Annotated in this window: 18 protein-coding genes; 4 read left to right on the top strand and 14 right to left on the bottom strand. The window is 54.5% G+C overall.

Going from position 1 to position 19,630, the window contains the following annotated elements:
• Positions 1–29: 29 nt before the first annotated feature.
• A complete protein-coding gene (gene pdxB / locus AC3ITF_RS07015; RefSeq protein ID WP_115257893.1) occupies positions 30–1,166 on the bottom strand; it encodes a 4-phosphoerythronate dehydrogenase PdxB in 1,137 nt (378 codons plus the stop codon).
• Positions 1,167–1,274: 108 nt separating this feature from the next.
• On the opposite strand from pdxB, the gene flk reads away from it, so the two are divergent.
• Positions 1,275–2,282, top strand: a complete 1,008-nt coding sequence (flk, locus tag AC3ITF_RS07010; RefSeq protein ID WP_135912850.1) for a flagella biosynthesis regulator Flk — start codon at positions 1,275–1,277, stop codon at positions 2,280–2,282.
• Here flk and AC3ITF_RS07005 read toward each other — a convergent pair.
• Together AC3ITF_RS07005 and fabB are read right to left on the bottom strand one after the other, a co-directional pair.
• Positions 2,279–3,457: an MFS transporter gene (locus AC3ITF_RS07005; RefSeq protein ID WP_489176264.1), complete on the bottom strand. Its 1,179-nt coding sequence runs from the start codon at positions 3,455–3,457 to the stop codon at positions 2,279–2,281. The genes flk and AC3ITF_RS07005 overlap by 4 nt on opposite strands.
• Positions 3,458–3,694: 237 nt before the next feature.
• A complete protein-coding gene (gene fabB, locus AC3ITF_RS07000) occupies positions 3,695–4,915 on the bottom strand; it encodes a beta-ketoacyl-ACP synthase I (RefSeq protein ID WP_096756333.1) in 1,221 nt (406 codons plus the stop codon).
• Between the two features lie 159 nt (positions 4,916–5,074).
• Between fabB and mnmC the strand changes: the two genes are divergently transcribed.
• Positions 5,075–7,078 carry a bifunctional tRNA (5-methylaminomethyl-2-thiouridine)(34)-methyltransferase MnmC2/FAD-dependent 5-carboxymethylaminomethyl-2-thiouridine(34) oxidoreductase MnmC1 gene (gene mnmC, locus AC3ITF_RS06995; protein ID WP_489176263.1) on the top strand — a complete coding sequence of 668 codons (2,004 nt, stop codon included), beginning with the start codon at positions 5,075–5,077 and terminating at the stop codon, positions 7,076–7,078.
• A 53-nt stretch (positions 7,079–7,131) separates the two neighbouring features.
• On the opposite strand, the gene AC3ITF_RS06990 is transcribed toward mnmC, so the two are convergent.
• Genes AC3ITF_RS06990 through prmB form a run of 6 tightly spaced genes read right to left on the bottom strand, consistent with a single transcriptional unit; the run spans position 7,132 to position 11,683 of the window.
• A complete protein-coding gene (locus AC3ITF_RS06990) occupies positions 7,132–7,410 on the bottom strand; it encodes a YfcL family protein (protein ID WP_096756331.1) in 279 nt (92 codons plus the stop codon).
• Between the two features lie 32 nt (positions 7,411–7,442).
• Positions 7,443–7,991 (bottom strand): elongation factor P hydroxylase, encoded by a 549-nt coding sequence (locus tag AC3ITF_RS06985; protein ID WP_115257889.1) that lies wholly within the window; start codon positions 7,989–7,991, stop codon positions 7,443–7,445.
• Positions 7,991–8,800, bottom strand: coding sequence for a sulfite exporter TauE/SafE family protein (locus AC3ITF_RS06980; protein ID WP_096756329.1), 810 nt, complete (start codon positions 8,798–8,800; stop codon positions 7,991–7,993). The genes AC3ITF_RS06985 and AC3ITF_RS06980 overlap by 1 nt, the downstream gene beginning before the upstream one ends.
• Positions 8,800–9,624, bottom strand: coding sequence for a penicillin-insensitive murein endopeptidase (mepA, locus tag AC3ITF_RS06975; protein WP_115257888.1), 825 nt, complete (start codon positions 9,622–9,624; stop codon positions 8,800–8,802). The genes AC3ITF_RS06980 and mepA overlap by 1 nt, the downstream gene beginning before the upstream one ends.
• A gap of 3 nt (positions 9,625–9,627) precedes the next feature.
• Positions 9,628–10,713 carry a chorismate synthase gene (gene aroC / locus AC3ITF_RS06970; RefSeq protein WP_096756327.1) on the bottom strand — a complete coding sequence of 362 codons (1,086 nt, stop codon included), beginning with the start codon at positions 10,711–10,713 and terminating at the stop codon, positions 9,628–9,630.
• A 37-nt stretch (positions 10,714–10,750) separates the two neighbouring features.
• The gene (gene prmB / locus AC3ITF_RS06965; RefSeq protein WP_115257887.1) at positions 10,751–11,683 is read right to left on the bottom strand and encodes a 50S ribosomal protein L3 N(5)-glutamine methyltransferase; all 933 of its coding nucleotides are present in this window, start codon (positions 11,681–11,683) and stop codon (positions 10,751–10,753) included.
• A 166-nt stretch (positions 11,684–11,849) separates the two neighbouring features.
• On the opposite strand from prmB, the gene smrB reads away from it, so the two are divergent.
• Positions 11,850–12,401, top strand: a complete 552-nt coding sequence (smrB, locus tag AC3ITF_RS06960) for an endonuclease SmrB (protein WP_181217952.1) — start codon at positions 11,850–11,852, stop codon at positions 12,399–12,401.
• Positions 12,402–12,509: 108 nt separating this feature from the next.
• Here smrB and sixA read toward each other — a convergent pair whose 3' ends face one another.
• From sixA to AC3ITF_RS06940, 4 genes are all read right to left on the bottom strand, one after another.
• On the bottom strand, positions 12,510–12,995 hold the full coding sequence (gene sixA / locus AC3ITF_RS06955) for a phosphohistidine phosphatase SixA (RefSeq protein WP_096756324.1): 486 nt from the start codon (positions 12,993–12,995) through the stop codon (positions 12,510–12,512).
• Positions 12,996–13,203: 208 nt separating this feature from the next.
• Positions 13,204–15,351 carry a fatty acid oxidation complex subunit alpha FadJ gene (gene fadJ / locus AC3ITF_RS06950; protein ID WP_182295631.1) on the bottom strand — a complete coding sequence of 716 codons (2,148 nt, stop codon included), beginning with the start codon at positions 15,349–15,351 and terminating at the stop codon, positions 13,204–13,206.
• Positions 15,351–16,661 carry an acetyl-CoA C-acyltransferase FadI gene (fadI, locus tag AC3ITF_RS06945; protein WP_135911665.1) on the bottom strand — a complete coding sequence of 437 codons (1,311 nt, stop codon included), beginning with the start codon at positions 16,659–16,661 and terminating at the stop codon, positions 15,351–15,353. The genes fadJ and fadI overlap by 1 nt, the downstream gene beginning before the upstream one ends.
• Before the next feature lie 175 nt (positions 16,662–16,836).
• Positions 16,837–17,121: a YfcZ/YiiS family protein gene (locus AC3ITF_RS06940; RefSeq protein ID WP_115257884.1), complete on the bottom strand. Its 285-nt coding sequence runs from the start codon at positions 17,119–17,121 to the stop codon at positions 16,837–16,839.
• A gap of 365 nt (positions 17,122–17,486) precedes the next feature.
• Here AC3ITF_RS06940 and fadL point away from each other — a divergent pair, with 365 nt between their 5' ends.
• Positions 17,487–18,773, top strand: a complete 1,287-nt coding sequence (gene fadL, locus AC3ITF_RS06935; protein WP_489176262.1) for a long-chain fatty acid transporter FadL — start codon at positions 17,487–17,489, stop codon at positions 18,771–18,773.
• A gap of 60 nt (positions 18,774–18,833) precedes the next feature.
• Here fadL and mlaA read toward each other — a convergent pair whose 3' ends face one another.
• Positions 18,834–19,589, bottom strand: a complete 756-nt coding sequence (mlaA, locus tag AC3ITF_RS06930) for a phospholipid-binding lipoprotein MlaA (RefSeq protein WP_096756318.1) — start codon at positions 19,587–19,589, stop codon at positions 18,834–18,836.
• Positions 19,590–19,630: the final 41 nt, after the last annotated feature.

Below are 19,630 nucleotides of genomic sequence, written 5' to 3'. Positions count from 1 at the left end.
ATTATTCGACAGGGAGCATTAAGAAGACATTAATGTGCCGGGTGATGAACGGCGTTAAAACCCAGCTTACACAACAAGGTAGCGGCAGCGGCGTCGTCACACATGACGTACAAAGACGACCATTCACGGCGCTCAAGGTAATTTTTACGCAGTTTATCAAACTCACCCGGAATTCCAGCGACTTTACGCAGCGGCGCATCGTCGCGGCGCACATCATACACTAAATGTACCAGCCTTTTCAGCGTTGGCTGATCCAACGGGCCATGCAACGTGATGCGTCCAAATTCCGGGGCAGGTAACAGGGTGCTCAGTGCAACGTGCTGTTCGCGGCCAATAAACTTGCTATAGGCCTCAAAGACCTGCGTGGTTCCCCGAGCCTTCCCTTCAAGGGTGTATCCTGCAATATGCGCCGTACCGATATCCGCTTTCTCGAGCAACGCGACATTCAGGTCCGGCTCGCCCTCCCAGACATCCAACACCACGCTCAGATGTTGCCCGGCATTAAGGCGGGACAGCAACGCGGTATTGTCGATGACCGGCCCACGGCAGGCGTTAATCAGGATGGTGCCCGGCTTCAGTCGGCCAATTAGTGCTTCATCAGCCAAATGCAGAGTCTTGTACGGACCGTCTTTAAACAGCGGCGTATGGAAAGTCAGTACATCGGCGTGCTCAACCAGTTCGTTCAGCGAGCGGAAATCGCCCTCGTCTCCCCGGTCAGCACGCGGCGGATCGCAAAGTAACGTGCGGATCCCTAATGCTTCCAGTCGCGCCTGCAAACGCGCGCCCACATTGCCGACACCAACAATACCCACGGTGCGATCGGCTAACGCAAAACCATCGCGCTCCGCCAGCATCAGCAGTGCTGAAAAGACATACTCGACAACCGCAATCGCATTGCAACCGGGCGCGGCGGAGAAGCCAATATCTGACTGTGCAAGCCAGGCTTCATCCACATGGTCAGTGCCCGCAGTTGCCGTCCCGACAAACTTAACCGGTTTTCCGCCAAGCAGTGCTTCATTGACCTTCGTCACCGAGCGCACCATTAAGGCGTCCGCATCATCCAGTTCTGCGACGGGAATCGGACGACCGGGAACCGCTTTTACCTCCCCCAAACGACTGAACAGTTCGCGGGCATAGGGCATATTTTCATCAACGAGGATTTTCACGTCTTTCGCACCTGTTTGAGAACGAGAGTTAACCGGGCAAGTGTGCCATAATCTCGCCGCCAGGCATACTGCGAGACCTGGCTAGCACAGTTTTAAGGAACAGAGATGATGCAGCCCATTTCAGGTACGCCCGCGCGCCCTCCCGGTGAAGGCCAAAACGCCCCTTCCGTTGCGGGTGAACAACCGTTATCCACGCAACAACGTACCGTGCTGGAACGACTGATTACCCGTCTGATTTCACTTACCCAACAGCAGAGCGCTGAGGTGTGGGCCGGAATGAAGCACGATCTGGGCGTCAAAAGTGATACGCCGTTACAGTCACGTCACTTTCCTGCTGCAGAACAAAACCTGACCCAACGACTTGGGGTTGCTCAACAAAAGCATGTCAATCGTCAGGTGCTGGCGCAGCTTACGGAACTGCTGAGTCAGGGGAATAATCGTCAGGCAGTGAGCGATTTTATCCGTCAACAGTACGGACAAACGGCACTCAGTCAACTCACGCCCGATCAGTTGAAAAATGTGCTGACGCTATTGCAGCAGGGGCAGCTTTCTATTCCGCAGCCGCAGCAACGCCCGGCAACCGCTCGCCCTCTGCTACCCGCCGAGCACAACACGCTGAATCAACTGGTTACAAAAGTAGCGGCCGCTACAGGAGAATCCGGCAAGCTGATCTGGCAGTCGATGCTGGAACTGTCTGGGGTAAAAAGCGGTGAGCTGATCCCGGCAAAACAGTTTACGCACCTGGTCACCTGGCTACAGGCACGCCAGACGCTGAGCCTGCAAAATGCCCCGACGTTGCAAACGTTGCAGGCGGCGCTCAAGCAGCCGTTAGAGCCAAATGAACTTGTGGCCATCAAGGACTACGCGCAGCAAACGTATCAGATCCAACCGCAAACGATTCTTACCACCGTGCAGATACAGGATTTGCTCAATCAAATCTTCCTGCGCCGCGTTGAGCGTGACCGGGAGCAGGAATTAAGCGATCCGCGCCACCTCCAGCCGATTTACAGCCCGTTCACGCCAGTGATTGAAACCGTTAAATCACTGTCGGCGCGACCGGGACTGCTATTTGCGGCGCTACTGGTTGTGTTAGCTATATTCTGGCTCGTCGTTTAGCTTTTGCGCAACGTCAGCAGCGTCACAACAATCCCCACCACCGCGGAAATCGCCCCGGCAAGGAATACCGAGGAATAGCCGTACGCGGTGGCCAGAACACCCGCGACAGGACCGCTTACGCCGTAGGAGATATCCTGAAATGCGGCGTAACCACCGAGTGCAGTACCGCGTACCTGTGCAGGAACGCGCTTCACCACCTCCACGCCCAGCGCCGGGAAGATCAGCGAGCATCCGGCCCCGGTTAATGCTGCACCCAGCAGCGCAATCCAGGCCGTTGGCGCCTGCCAGAGCAGCAGCAGCCCCACGGTTTCAACCAACAAAGAAACCACCGCCACCTTCACGCCGCCAAACCGATCCGGCATCCAGCCAAATAGAATGCGCATGAGCACAAACGCACCGCCGAACGCGGTCAGGGTAAAACCTGCCATCGTCCAGCCGTTGCTGACAAAATAGAGCGAAATAAACGTGCCGATCACCGCAAACCCCACGCCCTGCAGCGCTAACCCCAGCCCCGGTTTCCAGATAAGCCCAACCACGCTCCATAGCGAAGGACGTTCCCCCGCATGGGCGGGCACTTTACGCACGGTGCCGTTGAATGCCCATGCCAGCAGCGGCAATGCAACGGTGGCCGCCGCCAGCGCTGCAAAGCCAAAATGGCTGTGGATCAGCAGACCCAACGGCGCACCGGCCGCCAGGGCGCCGTAAATCGCCATCCCATTCCACGACATCACCTTGCCGGAACGCGTTGGCCCAACCAGCCCCAATCCCCAGGTCAGGGTGCCGGTCAACAACTGACTTTCGCCAAAGCCGAGGATCAGACGTCCGACAATCAACAACGCAAACTTTACTGGAACGGAAACGGGTAAAAGTGCCGCTAATAGCCACGCGACTCCCGCCAGTGCACAGGCCAACATCCCCTGCAGCGCCGAACGTTTGGCACCGTATTGATCGGCTAAGCGCCCGGCGTAGCCACGTGTTAAGACCGTTGCCAGAAACTGGATGCCCACGGCAATGCCGACCATGGTGTTGCCATAGCCTAGCTCCTGGTGCACAAACAGTGGGATGACGGGTAAAGGTAGCCCGACCGTCATATAGGTCAGGAAAACGGCAAAAGCGATACGAAACAGCGACACATTCGCCGACGGTGTTTTTTCTTGTTGGGTTACTGCTGTCATGCGTTACTCCAGAATGCAGAGTAAGGCGAGGAATGCCCACGCCCCCCTCTACCTGACGATCAGGATTAAGGTGCGTTGGATAACGTTAAACGCTTACGCATTATCATGAGGATAATGTTGAACCTGGAGTCTGCCTGTAAACCAGATTAATTGTCAACGATATAAAAAAGGGGAGCCAGGCGGCTCCCCTTACTGTATAGCATGGACCGGATAACAAATCCGGCCTGTTCTGATCTCTTACGCTTTCAGCTTACGCATAACCAGCGTGGCATTCGTGCCGCCAAAGCCGAAGCTGTTGGACATGACGGTCGTCAGCGCTTTTTCAGTCGGTTCGGTCACGATGTTCAGACCCGCCGCCTGCTCGTCCATCTCTTCGATGTTGATGCTTGGTGCGATAAAGCCGTGTTCCAGCATCAGCAGGGAGTAGATAGCTTCCTGCACGCCAGCCGCGCCCAGAGAGTGACCAGTCATCGCTTTGGTTGCGGAGATCGCCGGGCTGTTGTCGCCGAAGACTTCACGGATAGCGCCCAGTTCTTTCACGTCGCCTACCGGAGTAGAGGTACCGTGGGAGTTCAGGTAGTCGATTGGCGTATCTACGCCGTTCATCGCCATCTGCATGCAACGCACTGCGCCTTCACCTGATGGAGCCACCATGTCTGCGCCATCGGACGTTGCGCCGTAGCCAACGATTTCAGCATAGATATGCGCGCCACGTGCCAGAGCGTGTTCCAGCTCTTCAACCACAACCATACCGCCGCCGCCTGCGATAACGAAACCGTCACGGTTCGCATCATAAGTACGGGATGCTTTTTCCGGGCAGTCGTTATATTTGGTAGACAGTGCGCCCATGGCGTCGAACTCACAGGCCATTTCCCAGCACAGCTCTTCGCCGCCGCCAGCAAAAACGATATCCTGTTTGCCCAACTGAATCTGCTCAACCGCATTACCGATACAGTGCGAAGATGTCGCACAGGCGGAGCTGATGGAGTAGTTCACACCGTGGATTTTAAACGGGGTTGCGAGGCAGGCAGACACACCTGAGCCCATCGCTTTTGTGACCACATACGGGCCAACCGCTTTCAGGCCACGCGGGCTACGCATTGCGTCAGCGCCGAACACCTGAAAACGTGGGGAGCCGCCGCCGGAACCTGCAATCAGGCCAACGCGCGGGTTATTCTGGTAAACTTCTGCAGAGAGGCCGGCGTCAGCCACTGCCTGCTCCATAGAAAGGAATGCATAGATGGATGCGTCGCTCATAAAGCGCACAACTTTACGGTCAATGAGTCCAGTGGTATCCAGTTTTACGTTGCCCCAAACGTGGCTACGCATGCCGGAGTCCTTCAGCTCCTGAGAGAAAGTGATCCCTGAACGTCCTTCACGCAGAGATGCCAGGACTTCCTGCTGGTTATTACCGATGCTGGAAACGATGCCCAAGCCAGTAATCACTGCACGTTTCATTCAATACCTCTGTAAGTCGCACTATTTTAAAGTTTCGAGTGGCACAATAGCGTACACTTGTACGCCGAACAAGTCCGATCAGCCATTTTATGTGGAAATTTGCGCACTCAGGCACTCATCGTTAAGATCGAGACACAGCAAGCCAGACGAGTAACTTACGTGAAACAATACGCGATACAACCTGCCAACCTCGAATTCAACGCTGAGGGTACACCTGTTTCCCGAGATTTTGACGATGTCTATTTTTCTAACGATAACGGGCTGGAAGAGACGCGTTATGTCTTTCTCGGCGGCAATCATCTCGCGGACCGATTTCCCACCCATTCACGCCAGTTATTCATAGTGGCGGAAAGTGGTTTTGGCACTGGGCTAAACTTCCTCACCCTCTGGCAGGCATTTACGACTTTTCGCACTGCGCACCCTGACGCTACCCTGAAAAGATTACATTTCATCAGTTTTGAAAAATTTCCGCTGACGCGTGACGACCTGAAGTTGGCCCATCAGCATTGGCCGGAACTGGCTCCGTGGGCTGAGCCATTACAGGCTCAGTGGCCGCTACCGTTAGCAGGTTGTCATCGACTGCTGTTGGATGAAGGTCGGGTTACGCTGGATTTGTGGTTCGGCGATATTAACGACCTCACCAGTAAGTTGGATGAATCCCTGAACCAGCAGGTCGACGCCTGGTTCCTTGACGGTTTCGCGCCGGCAAAAAATCCCGATATGTGGACGCCAACGCTGTTTAACGCCATGGCCCGGCTGGCCCGTCCGGGCGGCACGCTGGCAACCTTCACCTCCGCAGGTTTTGTCCGGCGGGGCTTGCAGGACGCCGGTTTTACAATGCAGAAATGCAAAGGCTTTGGGCGCAAACGTGAAATGCTGTGCGGCGTGATGGAACAACACCTCACGTTCCCGTCACCCGCACCGTGGTTCTCACGCGCCAGCACGGAAAAACGGGAAGCGGCTATTATCGGGGGCGGTATTGCCAGCGCACTGCTGTCGCTGGCTCTCTTACGTCGTGGCTGGCAGGTAACGCTGTATTGCGCTGACGATAAGCCTGCGCAGGGCGCATCCGGTAATCGTCAGGGCGCACTTTACCCTTTACTCAGTAAACATGACGCCGCCATTAATCTCTTTTTCCCCACCGCATTTACCTTTGCCCGACGTCTGTATGACGCCCTGCCGGTGGATTTTGCCCACGACTGGTGCGGCGTAACGCAACTTGGTTGGGATGAAAAAAGCCAACAGAAAATCACCCAGATGCTGTCGCTTGCCTTACCCGACGACCTCGCGCTGGCCGTTGATGCTGAGCAGGTTCTGCAAACAACCGGCGTCGCAACCAACTGCGGCGGGATTCAGTATCCTGGCGGAGGATGGCTGTGTCCGGCGCAGCTCACCGCCGCCGTACTGGATTACGCCACGACGCTGGGATTACGCACCCATTACCAACATACACTGGCATCACTTGTACAGCAGGAAAACAGCTGGCAGCTTCAGTTTGCGACTGGTGAAACCGTCGAACACGAGGTAGTGGTGCTGGCGAATGGTCATCGCATAAATCGCTTTGATCAGACCCAACCGTTACCGGTTTATTCTGTCGGCGGTCAGGTGAGCCATATCCCCACCACGCCTGCACTGTCGGTCCTACGTCAGGTGTTGTGTTACGACGGCTATCTCACGCCGCAAAATCCGGCCAATCAGCATCATTGCATCGGTGCGAGCTATCGTCGTGGTGAGGAAGAGACAACGTATCGCGAGGAGGATCAGCAGCAAAACCGCCAGCGTTTACTCGACTGCTTCCCGCATACCGCATGGGTAAAAGAGGTGGATGTCAGTGGGCAATCGGCACGCTGTGGCGTTCGCTGCGCCACCCGCGATCACTTACCGATGGTCGGCAATGTGCCGGACTATGAGGCAACGCTCAGTCAGTACGCCAATCTGTCAGAACACAAAGAGACCGCCGCGCGCGCACCGGTTTACCGTGACGTCTTTATGCTGGGCGCGCTGGGCTCGCGCGGACTGTGTTCCGCCCCGCTGTGTGCAGAGATCCTGGCCACGCAAATGAGTAATGAACCCATCCCAATGGATGCAGAAACCCTTGCCGCGTTAAATCCGAACCGATTATGGGTGAGAAAATTAGTGAAGGGAAAAGCGGTAAAATCCTGAGGTCATCATTGCGGGCCGCATGAGTCGTTAACGGCATCCGGCCCGCAAGGCAATTATTGTTGTGTCGCCTTCTGGAACAACGTGTCCCACATCTCTTTTACTAACGCCTGGTCACGCGGCGAAAGTTCACCCGCGCTGATGGCTTTTTCCAGGCTGCTGGTAACATTGGCGTACAGTGCCTCAGCGGAATGGTCGTCGCCGCCGTCCAGTTCTGCCACAGCCAGCGTCAAGTGTCCACGCAAGTACCCACTGGCAAACAGCTCATCATCGCTGGCATGTTCTACCATATCGTCGATTAGTACCAGAATGCGTGATTCAAACTCCGCGATCATCTTATTTCCTCATTGTAAACGTGGCAGCCGCTTCAGTTGAGCGCTTCGGGCCACGGGAATTGTTCCGCCTTAAGTTCAGGCGTGTGATAATAATTCTGTAACGCACGAATAAAACGCGCCGGACGTTCAGGAATGCCGTTTTCCAGATACGCCATCACCTGAGCATGAACACGGCGCTGGAACACCACGCGATCCGGTTCAAAGTCCCCTTCCAGGTTGTCGCAGCTAACGTTAAACGGATAGCCCGCCGCCATGCAGAACAGCCAGTCAAATGCCTGGGGCTTCACTTCCACGTCTTCAAACTGACATTGTGTTTTAGCGTCACGCCCGTCCGGGCAGTACCAGTAACCAAAGTCGACCAGTTCACGGCGCGCTTTACCGGCAATGCACCAGTGTGAAATTTCATGTAGTGCACTGGCGTAGTAGCCATGGGCAAAAACGATCCGGTGATACGGCAATTCTGTATCTGCAGGAAGGTAGATCGGTTCGTCATCGCCTTTAATCAGACGGGTATTAAATTCATCGGCAAAGCAGCCGTTAAAAATATCAATTAACTGTTCATAGTGATGGGTCGTATTCATTAGTTCATCCCCAGCCAGTGGAGAATCTCCTGTCCATGATTATCATAAAGTAGCTTGGCGCTCATCACTGCGGAGACAATGACGATCATTGGCCGAATCAGTTTTTGTCCTTTGCTGAGGACCAGTCGTGACCCCATTCGTGCGCCAATAAATTGGCCGATGAGCATCACAAAACCGGTGGCCCAAATCACTTTGCCCCCCAGCGCGAACAGCAGCAGCCCGCCGATATTCGAGGTGGCATTCAAGACTTTGGCGTGCGCCGTGGATTTCGCCAGGTTGTAACCGCACAGCATGACAAAGGCCAGCGCGTAAAACGATCCGGCTGCCGGGCCAAAAAAGCCATCGTAAAAACCGACGCAGCCCCCGGCGACCAGCGCAAAAGGCAGGCCGTACAGCCGACGCTGTCGGTCTTCTTCACCCAGCTTAGGCATTAACAGAAAGTAGAGACCGATACAGATAACCAGAATCGGCAGGATCTGGCGCAAAATGTCCGACTGCACATGCTGGACCAGCAGCGCGCCGCTCATTGAGCCGATGAAGGTCATGGCGATATTAAGCTTCTGGTCGGCCAGGTTCACCACGCCACGGCGGATAAAATAGAGCGAAGCGGAGATGGACCCTCCGCAGGCTTGCAGTTTATTCGTTGCCAGCGCCTGAGCTGGCGGCATGCCTGCTGCCATCAGCGCAGGAATGGTGAGTAAACCGCCGCCACCCGCCAGGGAATCAATAAATCCCGCCAGAATGGCCACAAAAAAAAGAACGCCCAACAGCAGCGGAGACACCATAAACAGATCGGCAAAATTATCCATTAAAGTACATGCTCATCCAGTAGCGCCTGGCAGGAAGGCGGCAACGGAGGCGGTGTCTTCTTCTCAGGCTTAGTGGTTCCCGGTTTAGGAGGTTCGAACCAGCTTTGCAGCTCCGCGCCACAGCCATCACCCGGTGGAGGTAACGGTTGATCTTCGCACTCAAGACTGTCGGCAGGACAACGTAACCGGACATGCATATGTGCACGGTGTTGGAACCATGGCCGCACTTTACGTAACCAGTCCCTGTCGCTCCCTGCATCCAGACAAAGTTGCTGTTTAATTGCCGGATTCACGAAAATACGCGTTACATCATTATCTTTTGCCGCCAGCCTGATCAGACTGAAAATCTCCGGCTTCCACAGTGACGGTACGACACGTTTGCCATCCTGAGCGACCAGATCCAGCGCCTGTGGTCGCAGCAGTTGCGACTGCGTCCAGCGCGTCTTTGGCAGTTGCAGGAAAATATCGACATCCAGCCCCGTCTGGTGGCTGGCGTGTCCGCCGTTGAAACGTCCACCGGCCGGCATACCCATATCGCCGATTAACACCGTCCCCAGTCCCAGATTATTGGCCTGGGTACTCAGACGCTGGATGAACGTCACCAGGTCAGGATGACCAAAATAGCGACGTTGATCGGTGCGCATCACCTGATAGTGTTCGGACTGTACGGGCAGCGTATCTGCCCCCACAATGCAGCCATTGGAAAACGCGCCGATAGACTGCGCGCTACCTGCCACCGGGTGGGTAATTTTCTGCCAGGGCGTCGCCGCCAGGCAGGCCGAACTGGCAAACAGTGCCAGCGCCGCAAGTGCCGTTTTTTTCATTTCTTACCAGCGTGGAATGTCAGTCTTTACATCCGCATTCTGCGCCCGCTGACGCAGCAGGTGATCCATCAGCACAATCGCCAGCATGGCTTCTGCGATCGGCACCGCGCGGATCCCAACGCACGGATCGTGACGTCCTTTGGTTATCATCTCGACTTCTTCGCCAAAGCGGTTAATAGTGCGCCCGGGAACGGTAATACTGGAAGTCGGTTTCAGCGCCATATGTGCAACAATTTGTTGCCCGCTGCTGATGCCCCCCAGAATGCCGCCAGCATGGTTACTCTGGAAACCCTCTTTGGTGATTTCATCACGGTTCTGACTACCGCGCAACGCAACAACGTCGAAGCCGTCGCCAATCTCCACGCCTTTCACCGCATTAATGCTCATCAACGCATGGGCGATGTCAGCATCCAGACGGTCAAAAACAGGTTCGCCGAGACCGGCCGGTACACCGCTTGCAACCACGGTCACTTTTGCACCGATGGAGTCACCCTCTTTCTTGAGTGCACGCATCAGTTCATCCAGCGCGGTGATTTTGTCCGGATCCGGGCAAAAGAACGGGTTTTGTTCGACCTGAGACCAGTCTTTAATTTCCAGCGGTATATTGCCCATTTGGGTCAGGCATCCGCGGATTTCGACGCCGAATTTTTCCGCCAGGTATTTTTTGGCAATCGCCCCGGCCGCCACGCGCATTGCCGTTTCGCGCGCGGACGAACGCCCGCCGCCACGGTAGTCACGCACGCCGTATTTCTGCTCGTAGGTGTAGTCGGCATGGCCTGGACGAAAAACATCCTTAATGGCGCCGTAATCCTGCGAACGCTGATCGGTATTTTCAATCAACAGGCCAATACTGGTGCCGGTGGTGACGCCGTCAAACACGCCGGAAAGGATTTTCACCTGATCCGGCTCGCGACGCTGCGTGGTGTAACGCGAGGTTCCCGGACGACGTCTGTCGAGATCGTGCTGCAGATCAGCTTCTGTCAGCGGAATACCCGGCGGAACACCATCAACGATACAGCCGAGCGCCAGCCCGTGTGATTCACCGAAGGTCGTTACGCGAAAGAGTTGTCCAATTGTGTTTCCTGCCATCACCGCTCCGTTATCGTTGTTGTGTGTGCGCGTGTCGTTAATCTTTATAGATGCTGAAATGTTCACGAGCGGCAATCAGCTGCGCTTTGGTCAGCATGAATACGCCATCACCGCCGTTGTCGAATTCCAGCCACGTAAACGGCACGTCCGGATATTGTTCCATCAGATGTACCATGCTGTTACCGACTTCACAAATCAGAATACCGTTGTCTGACAGGTAGTCCGGCGCATTGCCAAGAATGCGACGGGTCAGCTTCAGCCCATCACTTCCGGACGCCAGGCCCAGCTCAGGTTCGTGGCGATACTCATTAGGCAGATCGGACATATCTTCCGCATCCACATACGGCGGGTTGGTCACAATCAGGTCATACTGTACTTTCAGCAGGTCACGGAACAGATCGGAGCGGATCGGCGTCACGTGATTGATCAGACCATGCTCTTCAATATTGTGCTCGGTCACCGCCAGGGCGTCAGTGGAAATATCCACCGCGTCCACTTCGGCTTCCGGGAAGGCATACGCGCAGGCAATAGCAATACAGCCGCTGCCGGTACACATATCGAGAATGTGCTGCGGCTGCTCGCTGATAAGACCGGCAAAGCGATTATTGATCAGCTCGGCAATCGGTGAGCGCGGCACCAGCACGCGTTCATCAACATAGAATTCGTGACCGCAGAACCAGGCTTTGTTGGTCAGGTAGGCAACCGGGATACGCTCGTTAACGCGGCGAATTACGCGCTCAACAATACGGTGGCGTTCGCTGGAGGTCAGGCGCGCAGTGCGCATATCTTCAGGAATATCCAGCGGCAGGTAGAGTGACGGCAGCACCAGTTGTACCGCCTCATCCCATGGGTTATCCGTCCCGTGACCATACCAGATATTCGCCGCGCTAAAACGGCTGACCGCCCAACGCAACATGTCCTGAATGGTATGCAGTTCACTCACTGCTTCATCAACGAAAATTTTATCCACGTATTCCTCCAGGGCATGCTCGTATTAAATTCGGCGGCTAGTTTGCCACGAAGACGGCGATAAATCAGCATTCACGCCGAGCCTGAGCGCGAAAATTGCGTTTTAAGCGATCGGATGCCCATCGAGTCGGGTTAAACTAACGGAAAATAAAAGATGAGACGCTCAAATGAAAAAGAAAACATCGCTCAGCGAGGAGGATCAGACGCTGTTTCGCCAGTTGATGACCGGCACTCGTCAAATTAAGCAGGACACGATTGTCCATCGACCACCGCGTAAAAAAATCACCGAGGTGCCGGTTAAAAGGCTGTTGCAGGAACAGGCTGATGCCAGCCACTATTTCTCTGATGAGTTTCAGCCGCTGTTGAACACAGAGGGTCCGGTCAGATATCTGCGGGCCGACGTCAGCCACTTTGAACTGAAGAAAATGCGCCGTGGTGACTACTCCCCGGAACTGTTTCTTGATTTACACGGGCTGACGCAACAGCAGGCTAAACAGGAACTCGGGGCGCTGATTGCCGCCTGTCGTCGTGAACACGTCTTCTGCGCCTGCGTCATGCACGGCCACGGAAAGCACATTCTGAAACAGCAAACGCCGCTTTGGCTGGCGCAACATCCGCACGTGATGGCTTTTCATCAGGCGCCTAAAGAGTACGGCGGCGACGCCGCGCTGCTGGTGCTGATTGAAGTGGAAGAGTGGTTACCGCCCGAACTTCCCTGAGGACGGAAAACAAAAAGAGCCGCAGTTGCGGCTCTTTTTATTGCAGGCTCATGTCAAAGACACTTTACCGGATGGCTGCGCTCGCGCTTGATCCGGCCAACGAAACGACTATATCGCTTTCGCCATCTTCAGATTACACGGGCTCATCTGCCAGTTGAAAACGCCCTTTCCGCTCTCATCAAGCGTGACGCTGGCAATCGCAGATGTGGTAAACATCGGCGGCGTTTCACCCGGACACAGCTCGGACACCAGATATCCCACCAAAGGCAGGTGAGAAATGACCAGCGCCGTAGCGACACCTTCATTGGCCAGTGCCTGTAAATAGGCGCTGACCAGACCGACATCGCCGCAGGGAGTCAGCTCCGGCAAAACATCCACACCGGTTGGTAGGTTCATACATTCCCCGACCACATCCAGCGTTTGTTCGGCTCGCAGGAACGGGCTCACCAGAACACGTTCGATATCCACTTTTTGACCTTTCAGCCAGTTCGCCATCAGGCGAGATTCGTCACAACCGCAGGAGGTTAAGGGACGAACCGAATCACTGGCGGCATCGAGGGCCGCGTCGCCGTGACGCATGATAAAAACTTGCATATTGCACCGCTTTTGTTAACCAGAAACACCAACACCTTTAGCCAACGCCCCTATTGGCGAGGGTAAATGTGTGGTGGCCGGCATTGTGCCTTATCCATTCACCGAATGAAACGCTGTTTTTTACCTTAATGGCGTAAGTATAGTCAATCTCTGTTTACATTTTGAGCTTAACTCGTACATTCGGTGCGGATTCATCTTACCTTTGACCTCATGAATTCAGGTCAGTTTCCCCGTGCTTCCAGAAACTCTCTCCGCGTTCCGCCATCTGCAGTAACGGTTCACACGGCGTAAACCGGGAACCATACTGTGTAGTCAGTCGTTGCAGAACCGCAACCACTTCACCCGCCCCGAGGGAGTCCATATACCGGAACGGGCCGCCGAGGAATGGCGGAAAACCAATACCAAACACAGCGCCGATGTCACCATCGCGTGCGCTGCGGATAATCTTCTCATCGAAACAGCGTGCCGCTTCGTTGAGCATTAACATGACACACCGCTCTGCAATCTGCGGGCCAATGAGTTTGCTCTGCCCATGGACGCCAATAAGCGTATAAATTGCAGGGTCGACCTGTTTTTTGCTTTTACGCCCTTTCGCACCATAAAGATAGAAACCCCGACCATTTTTTCTACCTTTGCGATCATCATTCAAAATTGAAGCAACAACATTTGCAGGTGCGCTAAAACGTTCACCGTAAGCGGCTTCCAGTACAGGTATAATTTTAGTGCCTGTATCAATTCCGACCTCATCCAAAAGTTGGATTGGCCCTACCGGAAAACCAAACTTTACCAGCGCAGCATCAATCTGCTCAACGCGCTCGCCCTCGGTCAATAAGCGGATAGCTTCGTTGATGTACGGAGCAAGAATGCGATTTACATAGAACCCGGCCTTATCCTGCACCACAATCGGCGTTTTCCCCTGTTTTTTCGCCAGTTTAACCGTGGTGGCAATAGTGCGTTCAGACGTAGTTGTATGAGGAATAACTTCCACTAGCGGCATTTTTTCTACCGGACTAAAGAAGTGCAAACCAATGACCTGCTCAGGTCGCGCCGCATTGGCCGCAATGTCGCCAATGGGTAGAGATGAGGTGTTGGAGGCAAAAATGGTATGAGGCGCACAATTGTGCTCAACATCTGCCACCATCTGTTGTTTCAACGCCAGATCTTCAAACACCGCCTCAATTACCAGATCTCGATGCGCAAAACCGCGAAAATCGGTGGTGCCTGAAATCAGCGCCAGCTGTTTGTCACGCTCGCCGGCTTTGAGATGGCGGCGGCGAACTTTTGTTTCAAGCTGATCCCAACTGTATTTCAGCGCGTGGTTGATTCCCTTAGCATTGATATCTTTGATACGCACCGGCAAGCCGCCTTTGCAGGCCGTCACGTAGGCAATCCCCCCGCCCATCAGCCCCCCGCCCAGAACCCCGACGCTGTTTAGCGGACCGGGTTGTACCTCGCTACCGGGATCTTTTTTCACGTCGGTGTTTGCAAAAAAGACGTTACGCAGAGCCTGAGACTGCGCCGTCATCGCCAGCTCACCAAACGCGCGGGCTTCGGCGTCATAGCCGCTGCTGCTGCCCTGCGCCAGACCAGTCTCGATCACCTCAAGAATACGGTGGGTTGCGGGGTAATTTCCCTGCGTTTTCTGTGCGGTCTTTTTACCGACCATACGGAACAGCAGCGCCCGCCCCAGCGGTCCGGCCAGAATGCGTTCCCGTACCGGCAGGCTATGGTGTACCGAACTCTCCTTTTTAGCCAGTTCCACCGCCGCTTCCAGCAAAATGGTCTGCGGCACAACCTCGTCCACCAACCCCACTTTCAGCGCCTGTTTAGCGCGTAGTTGTTTGCCGGTCAGGATCATGTCCAGCGCAGTGCTAACGCCAATCAGACGGGGCAACCGCTGCGTGCCGCCAGAGCCGGGTAACAGACCAAGCTGTACTTCCGGCAGGCCCAGCACGGTTTTAACGTCATCAGTACAAATACGGCTATGACACGCCAGCGCCATCTCCAGACCGCCGCCCAGACAGGCACCGTGAATGGCAGCGATAACCGGGATCGGCAACGCATTAATTTCCGCCATCATCTGTTGCCCCTGACGAGCCAGGGTTTCGGCTTCCTGCGCACTGCGGCAGTTGCCGATCATATTGATATCCGCCCCGGCGATGAAATTATCCGGCTTCGCCGAAATAAACACCACGCCACGCAGATCTTTGTTATCGCGAATTTGTTTCAAAATAGCCCGCACCTGAGAAGCAAACTCTGCTTTCAGGGTATTCATTTTCTCTCCGGGCACATTAATGGAGACCACCGCCACGTTATCCAGACGCACGTGTAGCGTAAAAGCCGATGCCATTTCCATTATTCCGCCTCCAGAACCATTGCCGCACCCAGACCACCCGCCGCACACGCGGTGACCAAACCAAACCCACCACCACGACGCCGTAATTCATGCAGCGTTTGGGTGATCATGCGCGCGCCGGTCGCGGCGAAAGGGTGTCCGTAGGCAATCGAACCGCCCAGCACGTTAAATTTGCTGTCATCCACTTCGCCAGTGGCATGTGCCCTACCCAGAACGTCACGAGCAAAACGTTCGCTGCCAAGCAGTTGAATATTCGCCAGCGTCTGCGCGGCAAAGGCTTCATGCATATCAATCAGCGTGAGGTCGGCCAGAGTCAGGCCCGCGCGCTCCAGAGCCAGCGGCGTCGACCACGCCGGGCCCAGCAGCATATCCTGCCAGACGTCGATGGCAGTAAACGCAAAACTGCGTAGATAGCCCAGCGGCACCAGTCCCAGCTCTTTCGCACGGGACTCCGTCATCAAAACCACCGCAGCGGCGCCGTCGGTCAACGGTGTACTGTTTGCCGCCGTGACGGTGCCGTGTTTACGGTCAAACGCCGGGCGCAGTTTGGCGTAATCCGCCAGCGTAGAGTTTCCGCGAATATTGTTATCTTCTGAGAAGGGATCTTTAAACGGCGGAGCATAGGTGGTCATCACCTCGTCTGCCAGTTTGCCTTCGGCCCAGGCCTGAGCGGCTCGCTGATGCGAACGGTACGCCAGAGCATCCTGCTGCTCACGCGTGATGCCGTAGGTTTTCGCCATTTGCTCTGCCGTATCCCCCATACGTAAGCCGGTGGAATACTCAGCAACTGCAGGTGGGACCGGCATCAGGTCGCGCAAACGCAGTCGGGAAAAAAGCTTCAGCCGCTGACCGGTGGTGCGGGCTTTATTGACGTCCACCAACACCCGCGCCAACTTTTTGCTGACGCCAATTGGCAGCACGGAAGAGGAGTCAGCCCCGCCAGCAATACCCGCACGGATGGTTCCTGCCATCAGGCTTTCCGCGACATTCGCCACCGCCTGAAAACTGGTGGCGCAGGCTCTGCTCACGCTGTAGGCATCGGTATGTACGTTCATCCCGGTGCCCAGCACAATTTCACGGGCGATATTGGGCGCTTCCGGCATTTGCACAACCTGGCCAAAAACCAGTTGTTCAATGGCATCGGCAGGAATTTCACTGCGCGCCAGCAACTCACCGACGACCATTTTTCCCAAATCAACGGCGGGAATGCCATGAAACGCGGTTGCCTGACGGGCAAAAGGCGTACGCAATCCGCTCACAATGGCGATGCGATCGCCCTGACGGGTAACCAGCGGTAAAGCCTGACTCATAACACTCCCCTGTTAAAAATAAAATAAGTGGTCTGACCTGATCACAGTCTTAACCAATTTTTTACATTTAGCCAAGTGGAGAGAAATGAAAGTGGGAGCTATGGCACAGTGAATAATCACTGCTTGTTACGAAAATGCCCTTGTCAGAAGGTGGCAAGGGCACTGAAAGAAGGGATTAACGCAGACCCAGCTGGAAGATCAGGGTTTCGGCTTCACAGGCGAAAACAAAATCGATATCCAGACGAACACCCTCAGCTTCTTCAGTAAAGGTCGGGGTGATTTGGCAAGGCTCAGATTCTACGCCACGCGCCTTCTCGGTGAGAGCAGCCAGCGTTTCTTCTGCCTGTGCGCGAGTCGCGAACACACGGCTGTATGACGCGGTGCAATCGGTGTTGTCCATGATGGTACCAACATCCATACAGCAGCAAACCGGGGTTTCATCAGCACTGCATTTACTCATTGTAGATTTCCTCTGTATTCGCACCAAGGGTGCCAGATAAACGTTGGGGATATTTTACGCTCCCATTATCCTCCTCTCCAGTCGTTAATTGTGCGAAATGCGATAAGCGACCGAAATCACACTTAAAAATGATCCAAAACAAAAATCGCCCGAACAGGTGAGTGCGCATCCCCGCAATTTTGCCAGCTGGATCGCGTTTTTAAGATCATATTTGAAAAAACTTATAAACATACTTGCAACATTCTATCTGGTCGGACCTATACTCTCGCCACTGGTCTGATTTCTATGTGGTACCTCAGACCCTACACTTCGCGCTCCTGTTACGGCATGTAACATTGTTTGTATAAAAATAAATCGATGAGGTTATGGTCATGAGCCAGAAAACCCTGTTTACAAAGTCTGCTCTCGCAGTCGCAGTGGCAATTATTTCCACACAGGCCTGGTCTGCAGGCTTTCAGTTAAACGAATTTTCTTCCTCTGGCCTTGGCCGGGCATATTCGGGTGAAGGCGCTATCGCAGACGACGCAGGTAACGCCAGCCGCAACCCGGCACTGATCATGATGTTCGATCGCCCTACTTTCTCAGCAGGTGCGGTGTATATCGATCCAGATGTTAATATCTCCGGTAAATCGCCATACACCGGGCGCAGCACCAATGCGGACAACATCGCCCCGACGGCATGGGTTCCGAATGCGCACTTCGTGATGCCTATTAACGAGCAGTTTGGCTGGGGCGCGTCTGTCACCTCTAACTATGGTCTGGCGACCGAATTTAACGACAGCTACATTGTCGGTGAATACGGCGGCAAGACCGACCTTAAAACGGTCAACCTTAACCTCAGCGGCGCCTATCGCCTGAATGATAGCTGGAGCTTCGGCCTTGGTTTTAACGCCGTTTATGCTGACGCCAAAATTGAACGTTATTCCGGTGAAATGACCGCAGCATTACCGAAGGTCAGCCCTAAAATTGCAAGCATGGAAGGTGATGAATGGGGTTACGGCTGGAACGCGGGTATTTTGTATGAGCTGGATAAAGATAACCGCTGGGGCTTAACCTATCGTTCAGAAGTTAAAATCGATTTCGACGGTGATTATAAGAGCGGCATCAGAAGCCAGGCCAACGGCTTACCGGGTGCTGGCGTGACGTTCCCATGGGGTACAACCAACACGACCGTTCCGGGCGCATTGACGCTTAACCTGCCGGAAATGTGGGAACTGTCTGGCTATAACCGCGTAGCACCGCAATGGGCCGTTCACTACAGCATCGCTTACACCAGCTGGAGTCAGTTCCAGGAGTTGAAAGCAACGGGCACCAACGGACAAACATTGTTCTATAAAGAAGAAGGCTTCCGGGACTCTTACCGCCTCGCGCTGGGTACGACCTACTACATGGATAAAAACTGGACGTTCCGTACTGGTATCGCCTACGACGATAGCCCGGTTCCTGCGGATAAACGCTCCATCTCCATTCCAGACCAGGACCGCCTGTGGCTGAGCGCGGGTACGACCTACGCGTTCAATGAAGATGCGTCTATCGACATCGGTGCTTCTTATATGCACGGGCAGAACGTGACCATCAAAGAAGGTCCGTATACCTTCGAATCTGAAGGTAAAGCCTGGCTGTTCGGTACCAACTTTAACTACGCATTCTGATTTTCTTCAGGCGTAAAAAAGGTGAGCTTTTTAGCTCACCTTTTTATTTGTACCTCTTCCTTATTCGGAATCGATATCTTTTAAATCATCCTGAATAGCTTGCGCGTTCGGGTTTTCTTCTGGTTTGAGTTTCCCGCCGTTCGCGATGAAGTCATGACGCTGGAAGTAAGCTTCACGCACCATAATGTACGGATCGGAAGATTGACGCAGCAGACCGTCGGAGTCGAGCAGTTGCGCGCGGGTTTCAATCCCTTCAATGGTCCATTTACCGACCGACAACGGCCAGGTCAGCCACGACAGAACCGGATACAGCGTATCCACCATATCACCACCGTCATCACGTACCGTGAAGCTGCCGTAGAACGGAAGCTGCATATACGGACCGTAACCTACATCATAGTGACCTAACGTACTGCCGAAACGATGTGGTTCAACGCGCTGCAGTTTTGGATTCGCCATGCCCGCAACATCGATAAAGCCGCCCATACCTAGCAAGGTGTTCAGGAAGAAACGGGTGAAATGCACCATCCCCTGATAAGGATCGCCCTGCAGGAAATAGTTGACCATTACGGCCGGCTCTTCGAGGTTGCCCGTAAAGTTGCTCAAACCGTTTCTGGCCGGCTGCGGAACATAATCACGCCAGGCTACAGCCACCGGTCGAACAACATACGGATCCAGCACATTAAAGTTGAAGTTGTACATGGTGCGGTTGAACCCTTCAAACGGATCCGAGCGCCCCTGCTGTTCTGTACCGGAGCTCGCACACCCCACCAAAAGTGTGGTTCCCAGCGCAAGCGCCGACAGGCGAAGCTTCATAAGTGTCTCCCTGTGTATTATGGCTATCGCTGATTGCCATC

It is taken from the genome of Citrobacter sp. KH_055_1, from assembly GCF_057838705.1.
The sequence above is the reverse complement of the archived record's forward strand: the minus strand, read 5'-3'. Positions and strand labels throughout refer to the sequence as shown.

Excerpts from the sequence above, each read along its gene's own strand:
- flk (WP_135912850.1), top strand. The coding sequence starts at position 1,275 with ATGCAGCCCATTTCAGGTACGCCCGCGCGCCCTCCCGGTGAAGGCCAA.
- AC3ITF_RS07005 (WP_489176264.1), bottom strand. The coding sequence starts at position 3,457 with ATGACAGCAGTAACCCAACAAGAAAAAACACCGTCGGCGAATGTGTCG.
- fabB (WP_096756333.1), bottom strand. The coding sequence starts at position 4,915 with ATGAAACGTGCAGTGATTACTGGCTTGGGCATCGTTTCCAGCATCGGT.
- AC3ITF_RS06990 (WP_096756331.1), bottom strand. The coding sequence starts at position 7,410 with ATGATCGCGGAGTTTGAATCACGCATTCTGGTACTAATCGACGATATG.
- AC3ITF_RS06985 (WP_115257889.1), bottom strand. The coding sequence starts at position 7,991 with ATGAATACGACCCATCACTATGAACAGTTAATTGATATTTTTAACGGC.
- AC3ITF_RS06980 (WP_096756329.1), bottom strand. The coding sequence starts at position 8,800 with ATGGATAATTTTGCCGATCTGTTTATGGTGTCTCCGCTGCTGTTGGGC.
- mepA (WP_115257888.1), bottom strand. The coding sequence starts at position 9,624 with ATGAAAAAAACGGCACTTGCGGCGCTGGCACTGTTTGCCAGTTCGGCC.
- aroC (WP_096756327.1), bottom strand. The coding sequence starts at position 10,713 with ATGGCAGGAAACACAATTGGACAACTCTTTCGCGTAACGACCTTCGGT.
- smrB (WP_181217952.1), top strand. The coding sequence starts at position 11,850 with ATGAAAAAGAAAACATCGCTCAGCGAGGAGGATCAGACGCTGTTTCGC.
- sixA (WP_096756324.1), bottom strand. The coding sequence starts at position 12,995 with ATGCAAGTTTTTATCATGCGTCACGGCGACGCGGCCCTCGATGCCGCC.
- fadJ (WP_182295631.1), bottom strand. The coding sequence starts at position 15,351 with ATGGAAATGGCATCGGCTTTTACGCTACACGTGCGTCTGGATAACGTG.
- fadI (WP_135911665.1), bottom strand. The coding sequence starts at position 16,661 with ATGAGTCAGGCTTTACCGCTGGTTACCCGTCAGGGCGATCGCATCGCC.
- AC3ITF_RS06940 (WP_115257884.1), bottom strand. The coding sequence starts at position 17,121 with ATGAGTAAATGCAGTGCTGATGAAACCCCGGTTTGCTGCTGTATGGAT.
- fadL (WP_489176262.1), top strand. The coding sequence starts at position 17,487 with ATGGTCATGAGCCAGAAAACCCTGTTTACAAAGTCTGCTCTCGCAGTC.
- mlaA (WP_096756318.1), bottom strand. The coding sequence starts at position 19,589 with ATGAAGCTTCGCCTGTCGGCGCTTGCGCTGGGAACCACACTTTTGGTG.